Raw genomic sequence first — 19,760 nt, 5'->3', positions numbered from 1 at the left:
CATCAACCCAACTCCCTTTGGAGGTGAGGCCCTATGGGTCTCGTCATCATCATCCTGGCGCTGTGCTGGGCCGTCGGCGACGGCGTCAGCAACGCCACCAGCAGCGTGCGCGAGAACTACCGCACCGGACGCGACCGCCGGCACGCCAAGGCGGACAGGCGCCGCAAGCTCGCCGCCCGCGGAGGCGGCCCAGCACCGCGCAGCGCGAGCACCGGCGTCAAGGTCGCCTCCGGCGCCGTCACGATCGGCCTGGGCAGCTTCCTCGTCGCCCGCGGCTTCATCGACGGCTTCCGCGCCGGGTGGCCCAAGGGCAAGGAACGCGCCCGGCGTTGGGCCGACACCCGTAAGAAGGGCTCGGCCGCCAAGGACGGCGACGGCACGCCGCCGGACGACCCCGGCTCTGCGCCTGCCGCGAAGTCGAGCTCCAAGGGCGAAGGCGCCAAGAAGGCGACCGTCCACGTGATCACCAGCGCTCCCTCGGCCAGCGCGCCCAATACCCCCGCCGTCGCACCGAGCGGCGGGCCTGTCCCCAACCCCTCATCCACTTCAGGAGGTTCTGCACCCGTGTCCATCAACACCGTCACCGGCGGCGAGGTCCACAGCTACGAGCAGCTGCTCGCCGAACTCAACTCCATCGCCGTCGAGGCACACGCCGAGCTGGAGGACGCCCAGGCCGACGCCGAGCGCGCACGCCAGGACGCCGAGCGCATCGACACCATGGTCGGTTCCCTGACCGATCTCGAACTCGACCGCGAAACCCTCGGCAAGGTCAGCGCCTTGACCGAGTCCGCGAGCGCACGGCTGGAGGTGGCCAACGCCCGCGCTGTCGCCGCGGAGACGCGCGCCAGCGGCGCGATGGAGACCGCGCAGCACGTCCAGCAGACCCACCAGGCCCTCGCCGAGGCCTACGCCTCGGCACCCGAGGGCGGCGCGAAGAAGGAGTTCTACACCGCCTGACCCAGCCGACGGGTCCGGCCCGGTAGCCAGCCGGGCCGGCCCTCCGGCCCCACCTCGCGCCCCATCTCCCCTCTTCCGCAGGCCTGTTCAAGGAGCCCCGCGTCATGCTGCGTCGCCGCCCTCGCATCGTCATCCGCCGCTCGAAGCTGGAGACCGCCGTTCTCACCGCCCGCGCGCTCTTCCGCACCGGCCGCGGCATCGTGCGCTTCTCCTGGCGGCACCGCCGACCTCTCGCGCCCGTCCACGCCGCCATCACGCTCGGCACGCTCGGAGCGGCCTGCGGCGCCGCAGCCGACGGATGGAAGACCGCTCTGCTCCTCGACGCCTCGCTCGCCGCCGGCACCGCATGGTGGCTACGCCGCCGCAGGCTCAAAGACCGGCCGCTGCGGCCCCGCGAGCACGCCTACGCACTGACCTCGGCCGGTACGGCCGGTGTCCTGCTGCTGGCCATGGCCGCCCACGGCGGCATCGCACCGCCCATGCCCGGCCTGCTGCTGATCTGGCTCCTGGCCGCCGGTATCCCGTGGTGGTGGCATCACCGCATCCGCGACGTCGACGGCGCCCTCGGTGAGGAGATCGAGCTGTGGGAACAGCGCGTCGCCCACGACCGCGGCGCCCTGACCGGCTCCTGGCTGACCAACCTCGTCGGCCGCGCGGACGGCAACGGCGTCTCGGCGCTGATCAACCTCCCGCCCGGGGAGCTGACCACCGAGCAGGCCGTCGCCGCCACCGGCCGCATTGCGTCCGCCTTCGGCGTCCCGCCCTCCTCCGTGGTCATCGAGGCCACCGCCGAGGGCGCCAACAACCAAGCCGAGTTGGCCGTCTACAAGCGCAACCCGCTCCAGGCCGTCCACCCCTGGCCCGGCCCCCACCTGCTCGACCACGAAGCCGGCATCGCGCCGATCGGCGTCTACCCAGACGGCGGCCACGCCCTCTACCGCTTCTGGCGCCCCGGCTCCGGGCCCGTCCACGACCTCATCGCCGGCACCACCGACGCCGGCAAGTCCCGCCTGCTCGACCAGCTCCTCGCCTACGAGCGGCACTCACCCCTGATGGTCTCCTGGGTCATCGACCCCCAGCGCGGCCAGTCCCTGCCGGACTGGCAGGACGCCGTCGACTGGTTCGCCGACTCCGTCACCGAGGGCAAGAAGCTGCTGAAGGCCGCGCAGCGGGAGATGTACCGCCGCAACAAGCTGCTCGCCCGCATGGAATGGGTCGACGAGAAGGGCCGACTGCGCCGCGGCAAGGCCTCATTCACGCCCACCGAAGACCTTCCCCTGCTGTGCCTGACCATCGAAGAGGCGCACGCCGTCCTCGCAGACCCGGCGAACGTCAAGATCGTCGAGGACCTGGCGAAGATGGCCCGCAAGTGCGGCATCAAGCTCCGCCTCGTCACTCAAGTCCCGCTGCTGGCCCAGCTCGGCAACTCCATGACCCTTCGGGACATGGTCGCCGCCGGCAACGTCGTCGTCCTGCGCACCGCCAACCGCCTCTCCGGCCAGGTCGCCTTCAACGGCACCATCCCCGCCGACCCACACGCCCTGCCGCGCGAGTTCCCCGACGGCTCCTCAAGCTCCGGGCTCGGCTACAGCCTCGGCCCGCAGGCCCGTTCGTCCGTGATGCGTACGCACTTCGTCGAGGACCCCTTCGAGTGGGCCACCACCGGCGAGACCACCACCCTGTGCGCCGAGGGCATAGCCACGGCCGGCACCGACTACGCCACCTGGCGCCAGCGCCGCGACGAGGCATGGGGCACGCCCGAACCCGCCGACGACCCCGCCGCTGTCTCCCTCACCAAGGACGCCGCGGCCGCGGACGCCGACGCCGACGAGCTCGCGCCCGTCGTCCCGGCCGACGACAGCGCCAAGAGCGCCATCTGCACTTACCTCGCCGAGCGCGACCAGGCCCGCACCGGGGTCATCGCCCACGACCTCGACATCCCGCTGCCCACCGTCAGCCAGTCCCTGCGACGCCTCGCCGCCGAAGGCCGCGTCTCCCGCGTCCGGCACGGCGTCTGGGCCGCTGCGGACACCGGCGCCACCGAGCGCGACGACGCAGCCGCCTGACCCCTCGACTTCCCTCGCCCGCACGTCACGTCACTTGTGGAAGGCCCGTACGTGAGCCAGCCAACCCAGCACGACCACTCAGACAACATCCGCCCCTTGCGCCCCAGAGACGGCGACACCGGCGGCCTCGACACGTCCATGCCGCACGACCTGGACGCCGAACAGGCCGCCCTCGGCGCCATGCTCCTGCAATCGCCCGGCCTCGACCCGATCGCCGACGTCACCGCGCTCGTCGACGCCGGCGACTACTACCGGCCCGCCCACGCCACCATCCACACCGCCATCGTCGGCATGCACGGACGCGGCGAGCCCGTCGACCCCATCACCATCACCAACTACCTGCGCACAAGCGGCGACCTCGACCGCGTGGGCGGCCCCGGCTACCTCCACAGCCTCGTGCAGAAGGTCCCCACCGCAGCCAACGGCGCCCACTATGCCGAGATCGTCGCCGAGAAGGCCGTCGAGCGGCGCATCATCGAGACCACCACCCGCACGGCCAGCCGCGTCCGCACCGCAGGCGAGGCCGGCGTCGACATCGCCGCCGACGCCGAGCGCGAACTCGCCGCCCTGCGCACCGCCGAGCGCTGGCCTCCGCCCGTCCCCCTCGGCACTCACGCCGCGCTTCCCGTCTTCCCCGTCGATGCGCTGCCGCAGTGGGTCGGCGAACACGTCGCCGCTGTCGCCGAACTCACCCAGACCCCGCCCGACATGGCCGCCACCATGGCCCTCGCCGCCCTATCGACCGCGGCCGGCGGACGCGTCCACATCCAGATCCGCCCCGGCTGGGTCGAGCAGTCCAACCTCTACCTCGTCTGCGCCATGCCGCCGGCCTCCCGCAAGTCCGACGTCTTCGCGCTGATGACCGCGCCCATCTACGAGATGGAGAAGCAACTCCAGGACGCATCCCGCGCCGCCCGCGTCGAAGCCCAGACCGCCAAGGACGCCGCCGAGGCCGAAGCCGAAGCCCTCATGGCCAAGGCCCGCAAGCCCGACCAGGCATCCGAGCACCTGGTCGCCGAAGCCTCTGCCGCCCGCATGCTCGCCGAGGACATCGTCGTCCCGCCCAAGCCGCGGCTGACCGCCGCCGGCGACATCACCCCCGAACCGCTCACCCACCAACTCGCCCTGCACCGCTGCCTCGCCGTGCTCTCCCCCGAAGGCGACCTCTTCGACATCATCGCCGGCCGCTACAGCGCCCGCCCCAACCTCGGCGTCTTCCTCAAGGGACACAAGGGCGAACGCCTGGAGACCGACCGCATCACCCGCGAACAGCCCTCCATCGACAAGCCAGCGCTGACCATCGGCATCACCCCGCAGCCCTCCGTGCTGCAGGACCTCGGCGACGCACACGGCGCCCGCGACCGCGGCCTGCTCGCCCGCTTCCTCTACGCCCTCCCCGCCTCCAACCTCGGCTACCGCAAAACCCGCACCACACCCGTGCCTGAGGCCGTCGCCAACACCTACGCCTCCCGCCTCGACGCACTGCTGCGAACGCTGACCGACCTCCCCGAACCGGTCACCCTCACCATGGACGCGCTCGCCGACCATGCTGTCGAAGAGCTCCAGGCCCAACTCGAAGTCCAACTACGGCCCGGACAGCCCCTGGAACATCTCCAGGACTGGGCCGGAAAGCTCGTCGGCACCACCGCCCGCGTCGCCTGCCTGCTCCACCTCGCCGACCACCTCACCAGCGGCTGGGGCCAACCGCTCACCGCCGAGACCGTGCACCGGGCCGCCGACATCACCGGCTACTACACCGAACACGCCCTGGCCGTCTTCGACCTCATCGGCTCCGACCCCGCCACCGAAGACGCCCGCACCATCCTCGACTGGCTCAGCCGCACCAAAGCCGACGGCACCTATCGCCGCACCATCAAACGCCGCGACGCCGTCGCTGCCTCCCGCCGCTTCCGCACCGTCAGCCAGGTCGACCCCGCCCTCCAACTCCTGGAAGCCCACGGCTATCTCAAGGGCGAAGAACCGTCGAGAACCGGCCAGCGAGGGCAACCCGCCTCGATTACGTACCGCGTTCACCCCTCCCTCCACACACCTGCGGACGGCACCGATGCCCGCTAACCGTCAGCAACGTCAGCAGAAAGCGTTGACCAGTAAGAACGGGTGTCAGCAGCCCGTCAGCAGATGTCAGCAACGTCAGCAGAAACCTCGAATACTGCTGACGTTGCTGACGGTTGCTGACACCCGTCAGCACATCGAATCCGCAGGTAGACGAATTCTGCTGACGTTGCTGACGGTCTACGCCCTCCGACCGCGTCCACCATCCCTGCGCTCACCCTCCGCAACCACGCCTGCACGGCCGAAAACCACCGGAGATCCCGCCATGCGAATCCGCCTCCACGGCACCGAAGACGAATGCCGCCCCACCGCCGACCACCTCGCCGAGCACCTGGACGTGCTCGACATCAGCCGGCCCTACCCCGACCGCCCACCCAGCCGCCTCGTACGCCTCTACCTCACCGCCAACCCGCCCACCGATGCCGCCACTTCGAGGGAGATCGACACTCCATGACCAAAAAGACCCTCGCCGAGCTCCCCGAGGACGACGACCGCAACGACGGACGGCAAGAGGTGACACCCCAGAAGAAGCGCCCGTACCGGCGCAACATGCGTGACGGCATCGTGAAGCGCGGCGCCACGTGGTCCTACGTCGTGAACGTCTATGACCCCAAGTTGGGGAAGTCGAAGCCCACTTGGGTCGGTGGCTTCGACTCGGAAGACGAGGCGAAGGCTGCCCGCGACAAGGCACGCGTGCAGGCCCGGGAGGGCAGCTATGTGCGCCGCAACCGGATCACCGTCGCCGAGTACCTGAGCGAGTGGATCGATCTGCACGCAGTGGAGGTCAAGCCGCGAACGCTCAGCGGCTATCGCTGGATCATCAAGCAGTACGTCGTACCGAACATAGGCGGCCTGCCGATTCAGGACGTGCGCCCTGCGACGATCACGCGCCTCTACACGAAGCTGCGGGAGCAGGGCGGCCGGAACGGCCGACCGCTCTCGCCTGGCACCATCAACCACGTCCACACAGTGCTCCGCAAGGCTTTCCGGGACGCCGTCGATGTCGAGGAATTGCTGTCGCGAAATCCCGTTGAGCGTGCCAAGCGACCGCGACGCGACGATCTGGAGCCCGGCGAGGTCTGGACGAAGGCTCAGCTCCGGGCGTTCCTACGGCACGCCTCGCATCACAGACTCGGAGCCTTCTTCCACCTGGCCGCATACACCGGAGCTCGCCGCGGCGAGCTGCTGTTCCTCCGCTGGAACGCGGTCGATGTCGACCAGCGCGAGGTCACGTTCCGCGGCTCCACCGGCTACGTCAGCGGCGAGCGGATCGAAGGCACCACGAAGACCGGACGAAGCCGCACCATCAGCATCGACCAGGCCACCACCGCGGTCCTGAAGGGCCACCGCGCCATGCAGGACGCCGAACGCGCCAAGTTCGGCATGGCCCCCGTCGGCACGGATGACCACGTCTTCGCGAACGAAGTCGGCGAGCAGATCCACCCCGACACCGTCTCCTCGCTCATGACGAAGCTCATTGCCAGTTACAACAGCCCCGAGGATGGCACCCGGCCGAAGCCCCCGCTCCAGAGGGCCAGACTGCACGACCTCCGGCACCTGCACGCGACCATGCTGCTGCTGGCCAAGGTCCCGGTTCACGTCGTCGCCGCGCGGCTCGGCCACCGAGATCCCTCAGTGACGCTCCGTGTCTACGCGCACGTCATCAAAGACATAGCCTCCGACGTGGCAGAGACTTTTGCAGCAGCTTTGAAAAAGGATCTCTAGCCTCGATCTTTCGAGGCTAGCCGCATGGGAGATCACTCCTGACGGACGTGGGCGTACAACTCGTCGAGGGACAGCCCCAATTCGGTGGCCAGAGCAGCAACGGTGAAGAATTCCGGCGTGGACGTGCGGCCCTTCTCAATGCTGCGCACAGTCTCGACGGAGAGTCCCGCACTGCGGGCGATGGCCTCGGCCGAGCGTCCGGAGGCGCGCCGGGCGTGCGTCAGGCGGGAGGCCAACATCCGCCCTCGCCGCTGCGCGGCGGGATCAAGCCTCCTTCGTGACATGGGTGTAACCATACCTGTATAGTTACACCCATGACAGTAACCGCAGCGGCCTCTCCCTCTAATTGGCCTGAAGACGCACTGCGGTTAAATGCCATCTGCCCGTACTACACGATGTTCCCGCTGGACTTCCCACTTCAGCAGCTTGCCGCCCACTCGACGGCTACCCGGGTGTTGGACCCGTTCTGCGGGAGGGGCACCACGCTGTACGCCGCGCGCCTGGCTGGACTGCCGTCGGTGGGCATCGACATCAACCCGGTAGCAGCCGCCATCGCCCAGGCCAAGCTCATTCAACTCACCCCTGGCGCCGTTGTCCGGCTGGCCCGGCAGATTCTTGAGGGCGGCATGCGGGGTGAGATACCGGAGGGTGAGTTCTGGCAGCGGTGCTTCGAGCAGCAGACGCTGCTTGAGTTGGTAACCCTGCGCGAGGCCTTGCTGGAGTTGTCCACACCGGCTTCGGCCATGCTGCGGGCGGTGATGCTGGGCATCCTGCACGGCCCACGGAACAAGCACCTGCCGTCGTACCTGTCTAACCAGATGCCGCGCACATACGCCTCCAAGCCGGGCTATGCGGTTAGGTTCTGGGCCAAGCGCGGCATGGAACCGGTGCGCGTCCCGACTCTGGAGGTCATCGAGCGACGCGCGAAGCGTCTGCTGGAAGCGGCCCCGCTCGCTCACGGTGGGAAGGTCTACCTGGGCGACACCGTCGAGACTCTGAGCAGTCTGCGGCAGAAATTCGATCTCGTGGTCACGTCACCCCCGTACTACGCCATGCGCACCTACGTGGCCGACCAGTGGCTGCGCTCATGGTTCCTCGGCGGCCCCCCTGAGGTCCCCTACGGCACGCACGGGCAGATCGCCCGCCAGCCAACTCAGGAGGCCTTCATCCAGGCCTTGGCCGAGGTATGGGCAGCCACGGCTCGTCGCTGCCGCCAAGGCGCCCGACTGGCGATCCGCTTCGGCGCCTTGCCCTCGTCCCGCACCGATCCGGAGCAGATGCTGCTGGCCTCTGTGAAGGAGTCGAAAGCCGGATGGGTCGTCAAGGAGGTCCGTCCGGCCGGCACTCCGATCAAGCGCAAGAGGCAGGCCGAGCAGTTCGGCAAGGCCGGCTCGGCCATCGACGAGATCGACCTCGTTGCGGAGCTCGTCGGGCTGCGTCGCTGATCGGGTAACCCGGTTACTTTCTAGAACTTCGTGACGGAGTGTCAGTACCCCATGTCATGCTTTGTGGTCCGGACGAGTGAACAACTCGCCTGTGACAGAACGAGCGTGGGGTGGGCAGAGGCATGTTCGACCAGGACCAGATCAGGCAGCTTAAACAGCTGATCGGTGATCAGGTCGAAGCCGGTCGCACGGAGCTAGAGAAGCTAGTCGAGCAGGCCTGTGCCATCCGCTCCGAGGTCCGGGTGATCAAGCCGCGGGCTGCGACCTCGGTCGCACTGATGGCATCCGACGGGGGCAACAACAAGGTCGCCTTCAACCCCTTCTACCTTCAGGTCGTCCGCGTCGTGGACTCCAACGGCAAAGAGCTGTGCATGGAGGTGGTCTCCCCGATCTCCGACATCGACGCCTTGAGCCGCCGCCAGTTCCACGAGGACGGCAGCCCGCGAACTGCCCTGGGCAGGATGATGGACGGCCTGGGTGTCGGCACGCTCCAGGATCTGTCGCCGATGATGTCCGGCAAGTCGCCAAGCTGGGTGCAGGTCTTTCGGGATCTGTGCGAGTGGGCGACTCTCTATGACCTGATCTGTCACCGCGACTACGCGACCGACACATTGATCGTCCGCGACGGCCTGTTGCGCAGCAAGATCTTCCACGGCGAGCTCTTCGTGAAGATGGGCGAGTTGATGCACGAGGCCATCGAGCGAATCCGACGCCGCGACCGATGCAAAGTGTGGCTGGTGGGACTGGCGAAGAAGACCCAGGTCCTGGAGTACTACCGGCTGGCGATCTCGCTGTCCGGCGTGTTCGACAACGGCGCAGCCTGCTTCGCCAAGGTCCCTGCGAAGATGCTCGACGAGGTCTACCTCTGGGACGAGTACACGAGGGACATCGAAGACGATTCCACGGGCGAGAAACCGAAGTTCAACTTCGGCTCGATGTACTTCGTGCGCTTCGGCCCGCACTCCGGTGACCCCATCTGGACCGTGGACGTGATGTCCCGCCAGGACAAGGAAGTCCAGGCGATCTTCGGTTACCTGCAGGCAGATGCGGTGGTCGGCTTCCCGATCCCGCTCTATCCGAACTGCATCCAGCAGGCCGACAGCTTCTCCCGCGTCGCCGACCTGGACATGGACATCATCGAAGACCAGCTTGTCGACGCCGTCCGCGACCAGGTCGGCGAGGACAAAGCCCCGGTTATCGACGCCCTGCGGCTCGCTTCCGACGTGGCCGCCCGCCGCTACGAGTAACACCCATTTCTCTGTCCGCCCCGCATCCTGTGGAGCATGAACCATCATGAGCCTGTTCGAGCGCGACAAGGTCGTCGGCACCTTCCGCGGCTTCTCCGAAAGCGGCATGGAATTCCACGCCGACCTCGTGCTGCCGCACCACGACGACTTCCAGACCATGGCTATGCACGGCCAGTTCGTGCTCGTCCAGCTCGAACACGAGCGTGAGGCCATCCTCGGGAGGATCACCACCATCTCCTCCCAGGGCCGCCTGGTATCCCCCATCGGCGAGGACTACGCCACCCGCGCGGTGCGCGACCAGCGGCCTATCCCCGACGAGCTGCGAGAGCGCTACCTGAAGTACAAGGTCGACATCCGCATCCTCGGCGTCCTCCGCATGGAGGGCGACAAGCACATCTTCGTCCCCAGCCACCGCCGCCTCCCGCACGTTGGCGCCCAGGTTGCGCTCCTGAGCGACGACCTGCTGGCAGAGGTGGTCAACGCCAAGGACACCGACGACGGGGCCGTTCCCATCGGCTACCTCGCCTTCGGCGAATTCGTCTACGCCGGCAACGACAAACGCGTAGGCGACACCTCCTGGATGCAGATCCAGCAGCCCGCCATCATGCCGACCTTCCAAATCGACAAGCTCGTAGCACGCCGCAGCTTCGTCTTTGCCCGCGCCGGCTTCGGCAAGTCGAACCTGGTCAAGCTGCTCTTCTCCGACCTGTACAACGACCAGCCCACCGTCCCGCGCCGCTCTGGTGAAGCTCCCGTCGGTACGGTCATCTTCGACCCGGACGGCGAATACTTCTGGCCCGACTTCAAGGGCCGCCCCGCCCTGTGCGACGTGCCGCACCTGCGCGACAAGCTCGTCGTCTTCACCAACCGCCAGGGCCCCAGCGACTTCTACCAGTCCTTCGTCGTCAATGGCGTCAAGCTGAACATCAAGGAACTCCAGGCATCGCGCGTGCTGGGTATCGCACTGACGCCGGAGAAGCAGGACCAGCAGAACGTCGTCAAGCTCAAGTCCCTCGACGGACCCAAGTGGAGCCGCCTCGTCGACCTGATCCACCGCGAGAAGTATGGTGCCGACCGCTCCCAGGTCCAGGAGATCCTGAATCTCGACCCGGGCGAAGAAGCCCAGACCAACGCAGCGATCGGCAACATGACCCGCGTCGTCAATGCACTGCACGACCCCGACAGCCAGCTCCTGAGTGCCCTGAAGGACTGCCTGGCCCAGGGCAAGCTGTGTGTCGTCGACATCTCCCAGATGCGCGGCTCCCAGGGGCTCCAGCTTGCCGGCGTGATCCTCGGCGACATCTTCGAGCACAACCAAAACCAGTTCACCGAGGCCGACCCGAAGTCCATCCCCACAATCGCCGTCATCGAAGAAGCTCAGTCCGTCCTCGGCGGCTCCAGCCAGAGCGAAGACGGCCCCTTCGTCTCCTGGGTAAAGGAAGGCCGCAAGTACGACCTCGGCGCCCTGCTGATCACCCAGCAGCCCGGCAGCCTTCCGCAGGAACTTCTCAGCCAGGGCGACAACTTCTTCGTCTTCCACCTGCTCTCCCAGGGCGACCTGATCTCCCTGAAAAAGGCCAACGCCCACTTCTCCGAAGACCTGCTCGCCACCCTGCTCAACGAACCGCTCGTCGGCAACGGCATCTACTGGTCCAGCGCACCCAACACCGACCGCCACGCACGCCCCTACCCCATCTCCGTGCGCGTCCTCAGCTTCGAAGACTCGTACAAGATGGCCGACCCCGACTACTCACTCGCTGCCCCCGACAGCTTCGCTGCCCGGGCCCGGACCACCGTCGAAGAGCGCCGTTCGGAAGCGCGTGCTGCTTCCGCCAGCCTCGCCGCCAGTCACCCCCAGGGCAACACCAGCGAGGCGCCGGGGGAAGACCTCGCGGCGGACGACAGCTCGATCGCGATCGTCCACCTGCGGGACAACAAGCCCGAGTTCCACAAGATGATCAACACCCCCCGCGGCATCAAGTGGGGACGTGTATCCCACATGCTCGCCGAAAAGGCGCCCGCACACGCGCAGCGCGACGGGTCTGCCTTCGACTGGGGCAAGGAACTGGTGAAGCAGGCACTTGACCAGCTGTACCCGGACCAGTGGGTCTCGGTAGCCCGAGAAGATGACAAGAACCCGGGCACATTCCCCAAGTTCATCATGCTCAAGGAGCACGACCCGAAGTCAGCGCCGCAAACGAAGCAGAAAACGGACAAGCAGCAGAGCGACTCCTCGTTCGACACTGCCCAGGCCGAAGAAGAGCCCCCCTTCTAAGCTCGTGCCACCACCGAGGGAGGAGGGCCATGCCCGGCAGCACTCGCAGCGCCCCGCTCACTCGGGCCGAGAGCGATCTTCTTCAGGCTCTGTCGGCCCGATGGACGATGCACATCTTGCTGGCTCTTTATGCCTCCGACCGTTCACGGCGATTCGGTGAGATCCAGAAAACCGTCTCCGGAATCTCCAACCGCGTGCTCTCCAACCGCCTTGCCGACCTGGAAAACAGCGGACTGGTTTCCAGGAACGTGACGGCGACCCGGCCCATCACCATTACTTACCGACTCACCGGCATCGGTCAGCGAGTCGCTGCCGCCTTGACTCGACTGCGCGAGGTAGCAAGCACCTGCGGTGACATGTGACTCCCATGACGCGTCTACCCCGGCTGGGGGTTCGGCGCACTGGGCGCGGGGAGAGATGGACGTAAGGACGGGGGTCCAACTGCGGGCCTGGATACATCCCTGCGGCTGCAGCCCCCATTCGGAAGCTGGGAAAGTCTTCTGTTCGCTCAGAGACCCTCCGTTGCTCGGTGCGTATGCGTGGGAGACGCCTCGAGGGCGGTGGTCCAAGAGGAACGCCCTAGTTCCGGTTCAGGGTTGTGCCCACCAAGCCGACGTTTAATAGATGCGGGCACACGACCTGGTGCACGGCTATCCCACCTGCGTTCGCCTGCGCTGGCACCCGCTCGAGTTCGCGCCAATCCACCCTAGTTACCGTCAGTGATAAAACGTCGACGCCTTGGCGCCGCGAAACCCCCTGGCCGATTCGAGAACATCTCCTACTTCGTCTGCACCGCGACGCCGAACTCGGAACTTAGCGCAGTGCGGCCTACTCCAGGCCCTGATGACGTCGCTCTGCCTCTTGGTCCTCCCGCCGGGCGTCAGCTTCGTACGACTCCGCAAGCTCTTTGAATACCTTCCTGGTTCGCGGCCACTCGCGCGCACGTTCGGCCTGCTCTCTGAAGGAGCGAGCCAGCTCCGACTCCTGAACGCCGCCATCCAGGAGTCCCCGGCTGGTCACACCTCGTTTGTTGTAGATACCGATGCTGAGACCTCGTTCAAGATCGCCACTGTTGATCTCTTCGAGTAGGTCTCGGACAGCCTCTGGGACCTGCAAGTCGTCGGGGTCGCATGGGGCGAAGGCAAGCACCTGACCGATCTGCTGGTCACCGATCCTGGCGCGATCTCTGGAAGCCAGTTCCGCCCGTGCCGCCATCACCCATGTGCGCAGTGCAACCGGGTCGAGGTTCCCGTCGGCCGTAAGGCCTGGACATGTACGCAATGCGCGAAGGACGTCGTAGGCGCGGCTCGCGATATTGCGTCTATTCTCCTGCTCGACGGGATCTTCCACGTCCTCTTCGGCATTGGTGCTAGGGCGGAAGGACCGGGTCACCAAGTCTACGAACGCCCCAGGGTCCTCAACTAGCGTCTTGTGGAGGATTGGAGCCTCAGCCTCGAACCCGAGCGCAGGGAAAAGTTGCCACTCCAGGTTGAGGATGCGTTCACGCCCTACGTGCTCGTGATGCCGGGCCAGCAGCGCGAATAGATTCTGGAAGCCTGAACTGAGTCGCCCGATCTCAGGATCGCTCAACCTAGCCGCGATGAGGTCTTCAAGCCCGGTGACGACAACCTCAGCGGCCTCTGCGCTGTCCCCTTCTCTGTCGTACATGAGGATCAGGTCCAGCGCTGCTGCGGGACGACCTGCGCTCAACAGCGACCGGGCCGCATCAAGAGCTCGCGGAAAGTCGGAGCCGAGCCCGAAGTAGGAGAAAGCACGCCAATAATGCTCTGAGACTTCCGGACTGAGTTCGGGGAGCTTGGACCAAGCAATGGCTGGTTCCGGGGCGAGCTGCAGGATCACTGCCTGAGTCTGTGGAACTTCTGTGAGGGAAAGAAGCCTGTCGCGAAGATCATTCCCCTGGGCCGCCCACATGCGTCGGCGTAGGTACCCTGTCGCAACCTCCTTGGCTGGTGAGGCGTCCTCCTCGAGCCAGGACAGCAACTCTTGGTCATGGTCCACGGAGTGTTCTGCCAAAGCGATGCCCACCAGGAGCGGGAACTCCGTTGCGGAGGCCAGCGCCGCGACGGCCCTCAATCCACCGCTCGCGACTACCTCCCCGATTGCTGCGGCCCGACGGGTGAGGATTTCCGCGTCATAGGCGGCGAAGTTGTCACGACGTCTGATGTCGCCGAGCGTGATCAAGTGGGATTGGAACAGCCAGGCATGTTTCTGCACCGGATCGCGAGGCTCCAGCGCTTCATACGCGGCTTGGAGGGGGCGAAGCTCGTCGTCGGGAAGGGCCCATGCGGTGTCCGAATACTCCTGGTGCCGGGAGATCTGATCGCGCAGCGCGTGGTGCAGAACCGCACGCTGATTGTCATCTTCCAAGCCATCGGCCAGCTCGGTCAGCCGCTGCGCGACCTCATTGCGATGCAGGGGAGGGAGATCGTCGATCTTGCCGATCAGGTCCACATACAGCTCGGGCGCGGCATTGAGTTCGTCGAGTAGCAGGTCGACAACGACGTTGGTAACACTCCGTCGATCATCGGGGGTGACGGCCGTCTCCCTTTTCCAGTCACGGAAACGCGGGCCAGGATGAACCATCTGCATCGCGTGACTGTCAGGAATGAGCTGGACGAGCAACTTGCGGCCGACGACCGGGTGCTTCCGCGCCAAGCGTTGGATCACGCTGATGCGGTCCTCAACGGGGGCACTCGTGTTGGGAGCCCATGCGCTGAGTATCCCCACCAGACTTGCGAGGGGGCGATTCGAGAGCCGGCCGCCCGGATCCACGACGGACAGCCCAGTCAGTACGTTGACTGCGTCATCGAGATGCTCCGGAGACCAGGCCAGGATCTCCAAGGACCACAGGAACATTGTGTGGGGAGAACTGGCTCCCAGCCCGATGCTGTCAGGCTGGTCGTCGGTGAACATGGCAGCGTGAAGAGGCGTGGTGCCACTAAGGCCCTCGTTCATCGCCTCGATGAACTCCTCCGGGGCGGCTTCAGCCACCAGAGTGAGCACGTCGCCCAGGGAACGCCACAGGCTGTACGTGTCATCAGCGTTGGCCTGCTTCAGCAGATCACGGACCACCAGCCGTGCCCATCGATCCCCCGCGACGCCTTGGGGGCCCCGTAGGTCCGCACCCAGGGTGCCCAGGAGGGCGAGCGACTGGGCGAGTCCTGCGCGAAGGGTGTCTGAGAAACGCCGTCTCACGCCCATCACCCCGGCCCTCCACCGCTCGCTCGGGTCGAGGTCGAGAACCGGATCCGTCTCAGTCAGTACTTCCAAGACTGCCCTTCGGAAGACGTGGAGATCGTCGCTGGTTAGGGATGTACCGAACAAGGTCCAGGCATCCTCGGCTGCAAGCACATGCCAGCTCTCCTGCAGCTCACCGAGGAAGGGAATGTCGGTCCCGGCGGCGAGCTCCCGGGCTCGTTCCTGCACCTTCTCGTACTCAAGTCCCAAGCACTGTCCAACCACACGCCGGTCTTCTCGATTGTCCCCGTGCCAGGAGTTCAGCAGGAGCAGCCGTCGGCGGACCACATCGGGCGTGGAGGCCCGTTCTGGTGTGAGTGACTCCGGGTGGTGGGCCAATGCTCGCCTCAGTGCGAGCAGGCTGCGACGACCGAGCTTGCCGAATCGGGCCGCACGCTCGTGCGACATGCCGGCTGACTGCAGCATTGACTCGATGGCCTGGCTGTGGAGCCTGGGCACCGTCACGTCGCAGGGACCACCGGGCATCGCCGCCCACACGAGCTGGTGAGGGTGCTGCTGCGGAATGTCCCGTGCAAGCGCCGGGTCTGCGAGGACCAAGATCAAAGACTGCGGCTGCTCGACCAGTTGCTCGAGACTGTCCCTGTTGGATACGAACAGCACCCGCGTCCCCACCTGGCTGGGGCCAAGGATGCCTTCCTGCTCTAGAGCAGCGGCAACGAAAGCACACAGCTCGTCGGGGCGCAGATCACTACCTAACGCGATCACCGACCGCTTAGTGGCGAGTACGGCACTGAAGTCGGCGGCGGCCTTCTCTCTCCCGGCCAGTACCACAGTCCGGTCCAGTGGGACGCGCGTCGAACGAAGCCAACTGTCAGTCCACCAGGTTCCCAGAGATCGCACGCCCGGCAGTGCTTTCCCCAGTCGGGCGGCAAGCCATGCCGTGGTGGCGGGCGCCTGTTCCAGCCAGAGGTCGATCTTGTCGAGGTTGTACCCGCGTACCTCCCGCCACCGACCATCCTCGGTGCGGCGGGCGGCCCAGGTTCGAGCATCTCTCCACGTGTCGAGGATGACTTCCACGTAGGTGACGTCTTTGGTCGCGAGCCCGTTCGGCCCTTCCGTCCTTTTCTCGTAGTCTTCCTCGGCCTTGCTGTTGCCGCCGCCAACAGACAATTCCCACACCGAGGTTCCCTCCGGCACGAACGTCGACGGTCCCGACGCTGTGGCAATGCCGTCGAAACCTCCGACCGCAGTGCCGGAGCCTCCCGGCATGTCCAAGGATTCCAGCCCGCTTGCGGTCTCGGCTATCAAGCGCCTGATGAGCAGCGGGAGCACGGTATCGAAGCCCGCGTCACCACGTGCCCTGCGAAGATCGTCACGATCGATTGGCGGCCATGCAGTCATGCCCTGACGGTACTGCTACCCACCGACATTCATTTCTGACTCAACTTCGTCGACGCCATCATTGCCGGCGTCGTGATCGCCTAAGGCTCAACTCTGTCCCCTGCGGTGAGAAAGCCTTGCCGGGCCTGGATATTCGGGCCGCACTCGCGCACTCGCCCCCATCGACTTGCGGGCCAAGCGTCCTTGCCGGCCGGGTGGATGGCGGAGCCATGATTCGGCAGCGGAACCCCTGCCGACGCGATCCCTCGTAGATGCAGCACCGAGAGCCACCGACTGGGACTACCCTGCGTGACCGCAGCCCGCCGCGAGTGAGCCCTCAGCTAACCCAGCACGGTTAGCAGGGGACCGTGGCCGGCGCCTCGAATTAGCAACGAAATTAGCAACCAAGATCAAAGAGGCCGGTTCCAAGATCGGAACCGGCCTCTGACCTGTTGCTTCTCCGGAGCCGCCTGTCGGATTCGAACCGACGACCTTCTGTTTACAAGACAGATGCTCTAACCAGCTGAGCTAAGGCGGCGTGCTGTGCGCACCGTGCAGTGTACCCACCCCATGACGGGGGGCCGCGATGCGGTTTCGTTGCTGCTGGAGTGCTGACAAGACGCACACCGGCGGGTTAGCGTCACCGCACGTTCACATGAGTGAAACGTACTCCCTTTACGACGGATCGTCCGGCACGTACCTGCCGGTGAAGGAGACAGCATCATGGCTACGGTCACGTACGACTCGGCTACCCGGATCTACCCCGGCGGCGACAAGCCCGCGGTCGACAAGCTGAACATCGACATCGAGGACGGCGAGTTCCTCGTTCTGGTCGGCCCCTCCGGCTGCGGCAAGTCCACCTCCCTGCGCATGCTCGCGGGTCTCGAGGACGTCAACGAGGGTTCCATACGCATCGGCGACCGCGACGTCACGCACCTGCCGCCCAAGGACCGGGACATCGCCATGGTGTTCCAGAACTACGCGCTCTACCCGCACATGTCCGTCGCGGACAACATGGGCTTCGCGCTCAAGATCGCGGGCGTGAACAAGTCCGAGATCCGCAAGAAGGTCGAGGACGCGGCGAAGATCCTCGACCTGACCGACTACCTGCACCGCAAGCCCAAGGCGCTCTCCGGCGGTCAGCGTCAGCGTGTGGCGATGGGCCGCGCGATCGTGCGTGAGCCGCAGGTGTTCCTCATGGACGAGCCGCTGTCGAACCTCGACGCGAAGCTCCGTGTGCAGACCCGTACGCAGATCGCCGGCCTCCAGCGGCGTCTGGGCATCACGACCGTGTACGTCACCCACGACCAGGTCGAGGCCATGACCATGGGCGACCGGGTGGCCGTCCTGAAGGACGGGCTGCTGCAGCAGGTCGACACCCCGCGGCACATGTACGACCGCCCCGCGAACCTCTTCGTCGCCGGCTTCATCGGCTCCCCCGCCATGAACCTGGTCGAGGTGCCGATCACCGACGGCGGCGTGAAGTTCGGCAACAGCGTGGTGCCCGTCGAGCGTGAGGCGCTGACGGCCGCCGTCGACAAGGGCGACAAGACCGTCACGGTCGGCGTCCGTCCCGAGCACTTCGAGGTCGTCAACGGCGACGGCTCCTCGACGGCCGTCTCCAAGGACGAGCCCGCCGGTGTCGCGGTCACGGTCAACGTCGTCGAGGAACTCGGCGCGGACGGCTACATCTACGGCACGGCCAACGTCGGCGGCGAGGACTGCGACCTGGTCGTCCGTGTCTCCGGCCGGCAGGTGCCCGAGAAGGGTGCCGTCGTGAACGTGGTGCCGCGCGGTGGCGAGACGCACGTCTTCTCGAGCTCCAGCGGTGAGCGTCTCAGCGACTGACGCTCCATCTGCCCGACGCAGCCCGAAGGGGCCGTACACCTCCGCAACAGGCGGATGTGCGGCCCCTTTTGGGGTCTTTCCGGGCATTTCCGCTCCGCACGTCAACACCCGTGCGGAACGCGCCCGTGCGCCGTCGCTCGGCAGGGTGACCGAATGTCGCCAAATCGCCACTCTTCGCTACGATCACTGCCGTGAACCACGCAGCACGCCGAATCGGCCGATCTCTAGCTCTCGTCCTCCCCGTCGTCCTCGTCCTGTCCGGGACGCTGGCCGTGGCCCGCGTCCCGTGGAGTTCGTCCTCCGGCACGCAGATGCTCACGGCGTCCGAGCACAAGGCGTCCACGAAGGCGACCTCGCGTGCCCCTCAGGACCTGCTTCGCGACCGCCTCGTCGCCGAACTGCAGGAGAAGGACCCGGGAGTGGCGCTGACCGGCCTGCAGGCGGAGATGGCGGAACGCCCCTCCCTGGCCAGGCACTGCGCGTCGATCGCGCGGGCGCTGGGCCGTGCGGCCGTGCAGAAGTACGGCAGCGTGCAGCGCGCCAACCGCTACTCGCGTCCTGTCTGCGACACGTCCTTCGCCGCCGGAGTGTCCCGGACCCACTGAGACGGGCACGGCCACCGGCACCGGCCCTCTGATGTGCCGACGGCCCGCCTGCCGACGGCGGCAGGGCGGGCGTCCCGCATAGGGTGCGCTGCATGATGCAGCTCCCCACGCAAGCCGTGATCCTCGCCGGTGGACAGGGGACGCGGCTGCGTCCCTACACCGACGACCGCCCCAAGCCGATGGTCGAGATCCCCGGCACCGGACTCCCCATCATCGGGCACCAGTTGGCCTGGCTGGCCGCCGAGGGTGTCACCGATGTCGTCGTCTCCTGCGGCCACTTGGCCGATGTACTGGACGACTGGCTCGCCAAGGCCGAGATTCCGGTGCCCGAGGGGCGAACTCCTCCCCGGACGCGGGTCGTTGTGGAGGACAAGCCCCTGGGCCGCGGTGGCGGACTCAAGTACGCGGCCGCCTCACTGCCCCGGCCCGACGAGACCTGGTACGCGACCAACGGGGACATCTGGACACGCTTCGCGCTGCGGGAGATGGCCGCGTTCCACGGGGAACGGGACGCCGTCGCGACGCTCGCGCTGGCCCGTCCGCGCATCCCGTGGGGGGCGGTGGAGACCGATCCCTTCGGTCATGTCCTCGACTTCATCGAGGCTCCGCCGTCCCCTTACCTCGTCAACGCCGGGGTGTACGTGTTCTCTTCGTCCTTCGCCGGAATGCTGCCGGAGCGTGGCGACCACGAGCGCACGACGTTCCCGCGGCTCGCCCGCGAGCGCCTGCTCGCGGGCTTCCAGCTTCCGCAGGGGGCCTACTGGCGGGCCATCGACACCGCCAAGGATCTGGAGGAGGCGGCAAAGGAGCTGAGGGAGGCGCAGGGAGTCCCCCGGAGGCCGTGAGGGCTCCCCGCGATGCCCGCCCTCTTCACGCGGCGATGCCCGCCCTCTTCACGCGGCGCCGGTTCTCCCGCGACT

Annotated in this window: 14 protein-coding genes and 1 tRNA gene; 12 read left to right on the top strand and 3 right to left on the bottom strand. The window is 66.7% G+C overall.

All coding sequences use genetic code 11. The annotated features are described in order from the left end of the window. Positions 1-33 precede the first annotated feature (33 nt). From H180DRAFT_RS00605 to H180DRAFT_RS00585, 5 genes are all read left to right on the top strand, one after another. Positions 34-957, top strand: a complete 924-nt coding sequence (locus H180DRAFT_RS00605) for an efflux RND transporter periplasmic adaptor subunit (RefSeq protein ID WP_055483977.1) — start codon at positions 34-36, stop codon at positions 955-957. A 104-nt stretch (positions 958-1,061) separates the two neighbouring features. Then, positions 1,062-3,023, top strand: a complete 1,962-nt coding sequence (locus H180DRAFT_RS00600; protein WP_055483976.1) for a helix-turn-helix domain-containing protein — start codon at positions 1,062-1,064, stop codon at positions 3,021-3,023. A gap of 96 nt (positions 3,024-3,119) precedes the next feature. Further along, a complete protein-coding gene (locus H180DRAFT_RS00595) occupies positions 3,120-5,099 on the top strand; it encodes a DUF3987 domain-containing protein (RefSeq protein WP_139151329.1) in 1,980 nt (659 codons plus the stop codon). 262 nt (positions 5,100-5,361) lie between these two features. Next, positions 5,362-5,550 (top strand): hypothetical protein, encoded by a 189-nt coding sequence (locus H180DRAFT_RS00590; RefSeq protein WP_055483974.1) that lies wholly within the window; start codon positions 5,362-5,364, stop codon positions 5,548-5,550. Continuing rightward, entirely contained in the window at positions 5,547-6,821 is a 1,275-nt protein-coding gene (locus tag H180DRAFT_RS00585; protein WP_199822457.1) for a tyrosine-type recombinase/integrase, read from the top strand. Before H180DRAFT_RS00590 ends, H180DRAFT_RS00585 begins: the two co-directional genes overlap by 4 nt. A gap of 32 nt (positions 6,822-6,853) precedes the next feature. Here the strand turns inward: H180DRAFT_RS00585 and H180DRAFT_RS00580 are convergent, their stop codons facing one another. Further along, positions 6,854-7,060 carry a helix-turn-helix domain-containing protein gene (locus tag H180DRAFT_RS00580; protein WP_254665842.1) on the bottom strand — a complete coding sequence of 69 codons (207 nt, stop codon included), beginning with the start codon at positions 7,058-7,060 and terminating at the stop codon, positions 6,854-6,856. A gap of 75 nt (positions 7,061-7,135) precedes the next feature. On the opposite strand from H180DRAFT_RS00580, the gene H180DRAFT_RS00575 reads away from it, so the two are divergent. The 4 genes from H180DRAFT_RS00575 (at position 7,136) to H180DRAFT_RS00560 (ending at position 12,150) form a co-directional block, all read left to right on the top strand. After that, positions 7,136-8,266 (top strand): site-specific DNA-methyltransferase, encoded by a 1,131-nt coding sequence (locus H180DRAFT_RS00575; protein ID WP_199822456.1) that lies wholly within the window; start codon positions 7,136-7,138, stop codon positions 8,264-8,266. 122 nt (positions 8,267-8,388) lie between these two features. After that, positions 8,389-9,513: a hypothetical protein gene (locus H180DRAFT_RS00570; RefSeq protein WP_055483971.1), complete on the top strand. Its 1,125-nt coding sequence runs from the start codon at positions 8,389-8,391 to the stop codon at positions 9,511-9,513. Positions 9,514-9,559: 46 nt separating this feature from the next. Beyond that, positions 9,560-11,788, top strand: a complete 2,229-nt coding sequence (locus tag H180DRAFT_RS00565; RefSeq protein WP_055483970.1) for an ATP-binding protein — start codon at positions 9,560-9,562, stop codon at positions 11,786-11,788. Between the two features lie 29 nt (positions 11,789-11,817). Next, positions 11,818-12,150: a winged helix-turn-helix transcriptional regulator gene (locus H180DRAFT_RS00560; RefSeq protein WP_055483969.1), complete on the top strand. Its 333-nt coding sequence runs from the start codon at positions 11,818-11,820 to the stop codon at positions 12,148-12,150. A 466-nt stretch (positions 12,151-12,616) separates the two neighbouring features. On the opposite strand, the gene H180DRAFT_RS00555 is transcribed toward H180DRAFT_RS00560, so the two are convergent. Then, entirely contained in the window at positions 12,617-16,408 is a 3,792-nt protein-coding gene (locus tag H180DRAFT_RS00555) for a hypothetical protein (RefSeq protein ID WP_055483968.1), read from the bottom strand. A 443-nt stretch (positions 16,409-16,851) separates the two neighbouring features. Then, a tRNA-Thr gene (locus H180DRAFT_RS00550) sits at positions 16,852-16,925 on the bottom strand. Between the two features lie 185 nt (positions 16,926-17,110). Here H180DRAFT_RS00550 and H180DRAFT_RS00545 point away from each other — a divergent pair. The 3 genes from H180DRAFT_RS00545 to H180DRAFT_RS00535 all read left to right on the top strand — a co-directional run bounded on the left by H180DRAFT_RS00545 (position 17,111) and on the right by H180DRAFT_RS00535 (position 19,685). Next, positions 17,111-18,235, top strand: coding sequence for an ABC transporter ATP-binding protein (locus tag H180DRAFT_RS00545; RefSeq protein ID WP_055483967.1), 1,125 nt, complete (start codon positions 17,111-17,113; stop codon positions 18,233-18,235). A gap of 191 nt (positions 18,236-18,426) precedes the next feature. Continuing rightward, on the top strand, positions 18,427-18,840 hold the full coding sequence (locus H180DRAFT_RS00540) for a hypothetical protein (RefSeq protein ID WP_055483966.1): 414 nt from the start codon (positions 18,427-18,429) through the stop codon (positions 18,838-18,840). Between the two features lie 92 nt (positions 18,841-18,932). Next, positions 18,933-19,685, top strand: coding sequence for a nucleotidyltransferase family protein (locus tag H180DRAFT_RS00535; RefSeq protein WP_055483965.1), 753 nt, complete (start codon positions 18,933-18,935; stop codon positions 19,683-19,685). Positions 19,686-19,760 lie beyond the last annotated feature (75 nt).

Source organism: Streptomyces sp. WMMB 322, assembly GCF_900090145.1.
GTDB lineage: Bacteria > Actinomycetota > Actinomycetes > Streptomycetales > Streptomycetaceae > Streptomyces.
This window is presented reverse-complemented; position numbering and strand designations above follow the sequence as displayed.

What these genes read in the sequence shown, in the direction of transcription:
- H180DRAFT_RS00605 (WP_055483977.1), top strand. Translation starts at nt 34, where the DNA reads ATGGGTCTCGTCATCATCATCCTGGCGCTGTGCTGGGCCGTCGGCGAC.
- H180DRAFT_RS00600 (WP_055483976.1), top strand. Translation starts at nt 1,062, where the DNA reads ATGCTGCGTCGCCGCCCTCGCATCGTCATCCGCCGCTCGAAGCTGGAG.
- H180DRAFT_RS00590 (WP_055483974.1), top strand. Translation starts at nt 5,362, where the DNA reads ATGCGAATCCGCCTCCACGGCACCGAAGACGAATGCCGCCCCACCGCC.
- H180DRAFT_RS00585 (WP_199822457.1), top strand. Translation starts at nt 5,547, where the DNA reads ATGACCAAAAAGACCCTCGCCGAGCTCCCCGAGGACGACGACCGCAAC.
- H180DRAFT_RS00580 (WP_254665842.1), bottom strand. Translation starts at nt 7,060, where the DNA reads ATGTTGGCCTCCCGCCTGACGCACGCCCGGCGCGCCTCCGGACGCTCG.
- H180DRAFT_RS00575 (WP_199822456.1), top strand. Translation starts at nt 7,136, where the DNA reads ATGACAGTAACCGCAGCGGCCTCTCCCTCTAATTGGCCTGAAGACGCA.
- H180DRAFT_RS00570 (WP_055483971.1), top strand. Translation starts at nt 8,389, where the DNA reads ATGTTCGACCAGGACCAGATCAGGCAGCTTAAACAGCTGATCGGTGAT.
- H180DRAFT_RS00565 (WP_055483970.1), top strand. Translation starts at nt 9,560, where the DNA reads ATGAGCCTGTTCGAGCGCGACAAGGTCGTCGGCACCTTCCGCGGCTTC.
- H180DRAFT_RS00560 (WP_055483969.1), top strand. Translation starts at nt 11,818, where the DNA reads ATGCCCGGCAGCACTCGCAGCGCCCCGCTCACTCGGGCCGAGAGCGAT.
- H180DRAFT_RS00555 (WP_055483968.1), bottom strand. Translation starts at nt 16,408, where the DNA reads ATGACTGCATGGCCGCCAATCGATCGTGACGATCTTCGCAGGGCACGT.
- H180DRAFT_RS00545 (WP_055483967.1), top strand. Translation starts at nt 17,111, where the DNA reads ATGGCTACGGTCACGTACGACTCGGCTACCCGGATCTACCCCGGCGGC.
- H180DRAFT_RS00535 (WP_055483965.1), top strand. Translation starts at nt 18,933, where the DNA reads ATGATGCAGCTCCCCACGCAAGCCGTGATCCTCGCCGGTGGACAGGGG.